This window comes from Pseudomonas sp. R62 (assembly GCF_000257605.1).
Lineage (GTDB): Bacteria > Pseudomonadota > Gammaproteobacteria > Pseudomonadales > Pseudomonadaceae > Aquipseudomonas > Aquipseudomonas atacamensis.
This window is the reverse complement of sequence record NZ_JH635998.1, coordinates 205,513-212,476: the sequence shown is the minus strand read 5'-3', so window position 1 is coordinate 212,476 and position 6,964 is coordinate 205,513. Positions and strand designations below refer to the sequence as shown.

4 protein-coding genes are annotated in these 6,964 nt (G+C 61.0%); 1 reads left to right on the top strand and 3 read right to left on the bottom strand.

What is annotated here, in order from left to right; translation table 11 throughout:
• The 3 genes from OQK_RS02395 to OQK_RS02385 all read right to left on the bottom strand — a co-directional run.
• Positions 1-731 (bottom strand): M20/M25/M40 family metallo-hydrolase (locus tag OQK_RS02395; RefSeq protein WP_038861075.1); only part of this gene is annotated, 731 nt, incomplete at its 3' end.
• 166 nt (positions 732-897) lie between these two features.
• On the bottom strand, positions 898-2,646 hold the full coding sequence (gene ngg / locus OQK_RS02390; protein ID WP_016770944.1) for an N-acetylglutaminylglutamine synthetase: 1,749 nt from the start codon (positions 2,644-2,646) through the stop codon (positions 898-900).
• 3 nt (positions 2,647-2,649) lie between these two features.
• Positions 2,650-4,422 (bottom strand): N-acetylglutaminylglutamine amidotransferase, encoded by a 1,773-nt coding sequence (locus OQK_RS02385; protein WP_016770943.1) that lies wholly within the window; start codon positions 4,420-4,422, stop codon positions 2,650-2,652.
• 318 nt (positions 4,423-4,740) lie between these two features.
• Between OQK_RS02385 and OQK_RS30340 the strand changes: the two genes are divergently transcribed.
• Positions 4,741-6,964 (top strand): dermonecrotic toxin domain-containing protein (locus tag OQK_RS30340; protein ID WP_038860454.1); only part of this gene is annotated, 2,224 nt, incomplete at its 3' end.

Here is a 6,964-nt window from a genome sequence, read left to right as displayed (position 1 = left end):
CCGACAAACTCGCTGACGTCCCACGGCAATGCCGCCGCTGCACCGCTGCCGGTTTCCTCGGTGATGGTGAACAGTGGATGGCAATCGATGTTCAGTTCCTGGCCGCTGTCGACAATCGCCTTGAGCGCGGCAAGCAGTGCGGCAACGCCGGCCTTGTCGTCGAGGTGGCGGGCGCTGATATGGCCGCTTTCGGTGAACTCCGGCAGCGGATCGAAGGCCACCACGTCGCCGACATGAATGCCCAGCGACTCGCAATCGGCCTTGGTCGTGCAGTAGGCGTCCAGACGCAGCTCGACATGGTCCCAACTGATCGGCATTTCATCGACCTGGGTGTTGAACGCATGCCCGGACGCCATCAGCGGCAACACGCTGCCGCGAATCACCCCAGTGTCGGTAAACAGGCTGACCCGGCTGCCCTCGGCAAAACGGCTCGACCAGCAACCGACCGGGGCGAGGGTCAGGCGACCGTTGTCTTTCACCGCACGCACGGCGGCGCCGATGGTGTCCAGGTGCGCCGACACTGCGCGGTCAGGGCTGCTCTTTTTGCCCTTCAACGTCGCGCGAATCGTGCCGCGCCGGGTCATTTCAAACGGAATGCCCAGCTCTTCGAGACGCTCGGCGACGTAGCGCACGATGGTGTCGGTGAACCCGGTAGGGCTGGGAATGGCGAGCATTTCCAGCAGGACTTTTTGCAGGTAAGCCAGATCCGGTTCAGGGATTTGTGTGGTCATGGTCATGGAAACTCCTGATGGGTTGTGCACACCGATGGTTTCGATGAGGAAAATTGGTGGTGACGTTCAGGGCCTCTTCGCGAGCAGGCTCGCTCCCACATTTGGAATGCATTCCCCCTGTGGGAGCGAGCCTGCTCGCGAAGGCGTCAGCCGGAACAACGATGGTTCAAGAGACAGCCGGCTGACTATGCGGAAACAACAGATCGACAAAGCGTTCCGCCGTCGGCTGCGGTTCATGGTTGGCGAGGCCGGCGCGCTCATTGGCTTCGATGAACACGTACTCCGGCTGATCCGCTGCCGGCACCATCAGATCGAGCCCGACCATCGGAATATCCAGCGCTCGCGCCGCGCGCACTGCCGCGTCGACCAGCGTTGGATGAAGAATGTCGGTCACGTCTTCCAGCGTCCCGCCGGTGTGCAGGTTGGCCGCGCGCCGCACGAACAGATGCTCGCCGGCCGGCAGGATGCTGCTGTAGTCGTAACCGGACGCATGCAGCGTGCGTTGGGTTTCGTGGTCCAGCGGAATCTTGCTTTCGCCACTGGTGGCGGCTTGCCGGCGGCGGCTTTGTGCTTCGATCAGCGCACCAATGGAATGCTGACCATCGCCGACCACTTCGGCGGGCTTGCGAATCGCCGCCGCCACCACTTCAAAACCGATTACCACAATGCGCAGATCAAGGCCTTCGTGGAAGCTCTCCAGCAGCACACGACTGTCAAACTGCTTGGCGGTTTCGATAGCCTTCTGCACTTCTTCGATGGTGCGCAGATCCACCGCGACGCCTTGGCCCTGTTCGCCATCGAGAGGCTTGACCACCACCCGTTGGTGCTCATCGAGGAAGGCCAGGTTGTCGTCGGCATTGCCCGCCAGTTGCTGCGCCGGCAGTTTCAGGCCTGCGGCCTTGAGCACCTTGTGGGTCAGACTTTTGTCCTGGCACAGGGTCATGCTGATCGCACTGGTCAGATCGCTCAGCGACTCGCGGCAGCGCACGCGACGGCCGCCGTGGCTGAGGGTGAACAGCCCGGCGTCGGCGTCATCGACTTGCACGTCGATACCGCGTCGATGCGCTTCTTCGACGATGATCCGCGCGTAAGGATTGAAATTCGCCTCCGGCCCCGGGCCGAGAAACAGCGGCTGGTTGATGCCGTTCTTGCGCTTGATGGCGAAGGTCGGCAGGTTGCGGAAACCCAGTTTGGCGTAAAGGTTTTTCGCCTGACGATTGTCGTGCAGCACCGACAGATCCAGATAAGCCAAGCCGCGACTCATGAAGTGCTCGACCAAATGTCGCACCAGCACTTCGCCGACGCCGGGGCGCGAGCAATGCGGGTCGACCGCCAGGCACCACAGGCTGCTGCCATGTTCCGGATCGTTGAAGGCTTTTTCATGATTGAGGCCCATGACACTGCCGATCACCGCGCCGCTGTCTTCGTCTTCCGCCAGCCAGTAGACCGGGCCGCCCTGATGATGCGGGGTGAGCAACTCCTGATCGATCGGCAACATGCCGCGCGCCTGGTACAAACGGTTGATGCCCTGCCAGTCGGTTTCGCTCTGCGCACGACGAATGCGGAAGCCGCGAAACACCCGCGTGGCCTGCCGGTAATCGCTGAACCACAAACGCAGGGTGTCGGATGGATCGAGAAACAGCTGCGTCGGCTCAAGGCCGAGAATCTGCTGCGGTGCGGCAACATACAGGGCGATATCGCGCTCGCCGGGCTGCTCGTTGAGCAGCTCCTGCGCCAGCGGCGCCGGGTCGGGAAAGGTGTGACCGATCAGCAGCCGGCCCCAACCGCAATGCACAGCAATCGGGGCGCTGGCAGGCTCGCTGCCGTCTTCGGCCAGGCGCGCCTGCAAACGTTCATACGAGGGGGCCTGACCACGCAACAGGCGTTGGTTGATGGACGTGGCATGGGGTTTCATCAATCAGATTCCTTGTTCACTGAGCCACAGGTTCAGGGCCGCCAGTTGCCACAGTTTCGAGCCGCGCAACGGGGTCAGTTGGCCTTGCGGATCAGTCAAAAGCTTGTCGAGCATGGACGGGTTGAAGAGGCCGCGATCCTGGCTCGGATCCAGCAGCAGCTCGCGAACCCAGTTGAGCGTGTCGCCCTGCAAGTGCTTGAGACCCGGCACCGGGAAATAGCCTTTCTTGCGGTCGATCACTTCGCTTGGAATGACCCGACGCGCAGCTTCTTTCAGCACTTGCTTGCCGCCATCGGGCAGCTTGAATTTGCCCGGCACACGGGCCGACAGTTCGACCAGTCGATAGTCGAGAAACGGCGTACGCGCTTCCAGGCCCCAGGCCATGGTCATGTTGTCGACGCGTTTGACCGGGTCATCGACCAGCATCACCGTGCTGTCCAGACGCAGCGCCTTGTCCACGGCAGCCTCGGCGCCAGGCTGGGCAAAGTGCTGTTTGACGAAATCGCCCGCCGCATCATGGTCCACCAGCCATTTCGGCTGAACGGTCGCCGCGTAGTCGTCGTAGCTGCGATCGAAGAATGCATCGCGATAAGCGGCGTACGGATCCGCCGCGCCGTCGACCTGCGGATACCAGTGGTAACCGGCAAACAGTTCGTCCGCGCCTTGGCCGCTCTGCACCACTTTGCAGTGCTTGGCCACTTCGCGGGACAACAGATAGAACGCGATGCAGTCGTGGCTGACCATCGGTTCGCTCATTGCGCGGAAGGCGGCGGGCAGTTGCTCGATGATTTCCTTCTCGTCGATGCGCAACTGATGGTGGCGAGTGCCGTAGTGTTTGGCGATCAGGTCCGAGTACTGGAACTCGTCGCCGCGCTCGCCGCCGGCATCCTGGAAACCGATGGAGAAAGTCGACAGATTCTCTACGCCGACTTCGCGCAACAGGCCGACGAGCATGCTCGAATCGACACCGCCGGAAAGCAACACACCGACATCCACTGCCGCACGCTGACGAATCGCCACCGCTTCGCGGGTGCTGTCGAGGACGCGATCGACCCAGTCTTCCAGATTGAGGTTTTTCTCGTCTTCATTCGGGCCGTAGGTCAGGGTCCACCAGGTTTTCTGCTCAGTGCGGCCATCGGCCTCAACGCGCATCCAGGTGGCCGGCGGCAGTTTTTCGATACCTGCCAGCAAGGTGCGCGGCGCAGGCACCACCGCGTGGAAGTTCAGATAGTGATTGAGCGCCACCGGATCGAGGATCGGGTTGATGTCGCCGCCCTTGAGCAGCGCCGGCAGTGCCGAGGCGAAGCGCAGGCGTTGGCCAGTGCGCGACAGGTACAGCGGCTTCACGCCGAGACGGTCACGAGCGATGAACAGGCGCTGGGCATCACGCTCCCAAATGGCGAAGGCGAACATGCCGTTGAGTTTCGGCAGCAGTGCCTCGCCCCAGGCGTGATAACCCTTGAGCAGCACTTCGGTGTCGCCACCCGAATAGAAGGCATAACCCAGTGCTTCAAGCTCTGCGCGCAGTTCCGGGAAGTTGTAGATCGCACCGTTGAACGCCAGGGACAGGCCCAATTGGCTGTCGATCATCGGCTGCGCCGAGCCGTCCGACAGGTCCATGATTTTCAGGCGTCGATGACCCAGGGCAATCGGCCCTTGGGCATGGAAGCCCCACGCGTCGGGGCCGCGAGGGGCCAGGTGATGGGTGATTCTCTCGATCGCTGCAAGGTCTGCAGGTTGTTGATCAAAACGTAACTCGCCAGCTAATCCGCACATAAAGTCCTTACCGGTTTTTCCGTTGGGGAAGGTCAAGCCGTACCACGCGAAAAGTGCGGGTACTCAGAAACTGACCTGTCACGGTAGGCGGAGTTTTAGATCGATAAGTTATAAGCGCGGCGCTACGGCCTCTGCAGGTCGTTGCTAGAGGGCGCCCTGGCAGCGTTAGCCGGTTTTTTTTGCGGGGCGGTAGCGGGCTGTTTTATAGGCCGAAAAACTGCGTGTGTTTGGGGCATTTGCCAGCAGTTTTTTCCATTATCAATTCATTCACACCATCGCTAAGGTCGAAAGCCCCAACAGCAATAAAGGACTATTGCCATGTCAGTGCAGCAACAGAAACAAAACCTTGCTCCATCTTCAGTGCTCGGCACGCTGCTGGAAGCCACCGCAGACCTCGACACGGCCGAGGCCCTGGAGAAAAGTCTGCCGCCTTATTTGCTCAAGGCTTCGACCGACACGCTGGCGACGCTGGATCAGACCGCTCGCGAGCTGCATCGCCTGCAGCTCAAAGTGGCCAAGGATCTGGCCGGATTGCAATCGTTGCGCGGTTTCTGCAAAAAAGAACTCACCGCTGCGTTGAACGCCAAGTGGCCGGCGGTCTATGACGTCGAACAGGATGTGCTCAGTCTGCCGGGTGACGATTGCGGCTGCGATGCGACGGCGACCAACCAGGCGGGTATCGATGTCGTAAAACACGCCGCGCAAACCCTGCTGCAGGCGGCGATGCAAAACTTCACTGAAGACGAGGAGCAAGCCGATGGTTTCCCGTCCGGCAGTGCCGTGCGCATTGCCAGTGCGCCTGCGGGAGTGCAGGGCCTGACACCGCAGGCGTTCGCCGCGTTGTGCCGCACGCTCGACCTGGGCAAGAAATATCAGCAACATTTCCAGCAAGTCTTCGGCCTGCGCGATGCCGACGGCAAAGTCGTGACCAGCAGTGTCCTGACCCGCGACATTGGCGCGATGAAAAAAAGCCTGTTGCAGCTCGACGCCCATCTGGCCGCGCTCAAGGCTGATATCACTCCGCAGGGATTGCGCATGCTGCAGGATCTGATTGACGCCCAGGGCGTGGCGTCGGCAACCCTGCGCCACGGCAACGACCCGATGATCATGCAGGGCATCGAGATACTGGACAGCTGCGTGTGGGGCGTCGTGGTGTTCTGCGCGCGCTCGGTGCAGGAGCACCCCGAGGATGGCTGCCTGGTCTACATGGCGGGCGAGCCCGAGAGGGCGTTGTACGAATATCCGAGCTTCAATGCCTTCAAAAACTATCTCACGCAACAACTGCGCAAACCGGACTACAAGGATTATTTCGGTCGATGCCTTGATGAGGATGACAAGGCCGATTTCTTCAAAACGTTCGAGGAAAAAGGCGAGTTGGGCCTCATCAAGCAACTGTCGATGAGTGTCCCGCTTTTTGATTTCATGGTGCAGAGTCACGTCGGCAAATTACAGATCGATGCGCGCAAACTGGCAGTGCCGACGGCAGATATCGATGAGGACGCACGCCAGAAACGTCTGCTGGATTTTCTCCAGCTGGGCGTGACCATTGCGTCAGTGGCGGGCATGTTTGTGCCGGTCCTTGGCCAACTGATGATGGGCGTTGCGGTCGGGCAATTGCTCGGCGAAGTGTATGAAGGGGTCGAAGACTGGCAGCGTGGCGATCATCAGCAAGCGCTTTCGCACCTGCTCAGCGTGGTGGAGAACATCGCGCTGATGGCGGCGTTTGCCGGCGGGCAGAAGGCGTTGGGCACGCTGGGCGGCAAACTGCTGCGCTCGCACCCGGAGTTCTTCGGGCAATTTCGGGCCATCCTCAATCACGCAGGCAAGGCACGTCTGTGGAAGCCCGATCTCGTTGCCTATGAGCATTCACTCCCGGCGGGATTCACCATTGATGCCAGCTCCAAGGAGTTTTATCAGGTGGGCCACAAAACCCTTGGGCGTGTCGATCATCGATTCTTTGCCGGCAGTTACGATGCCGATGCCAGCCTGTGGCGTCTGGAGCATGCCAGTCGCGCTGACGCCTATGCCCCGGAGTTGGCCCGACACGTTGAGGGGGGCTGGCGCATTCCTGGCGAAGAGCCCGAGGAGTGGGGCAGTTCTGCGTACGCACTCAAACGCATCGACCCGCACCTGAGCGAATTCACCGACAGCGACCTCGATAACATGCGTCGGCTCAGTGGCACCAGTCATGACCAATTGCTCCGGGCGTTCAACGATAACCTGGCGTTGCCGGAGCGTCTGCGCGACACGGTGGAACGCGTGCGTCTCTCCCGTCAACTGCGCCAGCTGACCCGCGAACTGCAGGCCGGCGAAGTACATTCCGGCCAGCCCGCCGAGGAGCAATTGCACGCATTGCCCAAGCTCAAGCGCTGGCCAACCGACCGCTACATCGAGGTGACCAACGCCGATGGTAGCGTCGAGGCAACTTATCCATTGACCCGCGAGCCCGACGAAGCTCTGAGCGTGGTAGTCAGCCGTGAACAACTGGCGGCGGGGCAGTTGCTGCGAACGGTCATTGATGGCCTGTACCAGAACGAAGTCG